Source organism: Neisseria sp. P0019.S002, assembly GCF_051957155.1.
Lineage (GTDB): Bacteria > Pseudomonadota > Gammaproteobacteria > Burkholderiales > Neisseriaceae > Neisseria > Neisseria perflava.
In genome coordinates, this window is sequence record NZ_JBQCWS010000193.1 from 1 (window position 1) to 375 (window position 375).

The 375-nt window shown below is 56.8% G+C and carries 1 protein-coding gene; it reads right to left on the reverse strand.

Features of this window, described 5'->3' with window-relative positions; all coding sequences use genetic code 11:
- On the reverse strand, window positions 1-375 hold a 375-nt coding region (locus ACTHTY_RS12260; RefSeq protein ID WP_440367899.1), incomplete at both ends, for a hypothetical protein.

Sequence of the window (375 nt, forward strand, 5' to 3'; positions counted from 1 at the left end):
CTCGGGCTTCGGTGGTGATGTTGTCGTCGCCGGCAACGGTCACGGTAGCGCCGAGTTTTTCGACATTGGTGCTGCCGCTGTCGCCGTTGAAGGTCAGGCCTTTGCTGTCAACGGTGGTTTTGGCATCTACGCCTTTTTGGATTTCGGCTTTGGTGTTATCAGCCAAGTCAATGCGGTATTCAGTCACGTTGTTCGCGTCTTCTGCTGAAGCAGTGACGGTCACTTTGTCGGAACCGGCTTTCGCAGTCGTGCCTTTGGCGTTGACGGTGTAAACGTCTTGGCCGTTGGCGCCGGTCGTTTTAACCACGTCTTTGATGTTGGTACCGGCTGCGACCTCGGTACGGGCGGCGGCGCTTTGCTGTTTCAGCTGGCTGT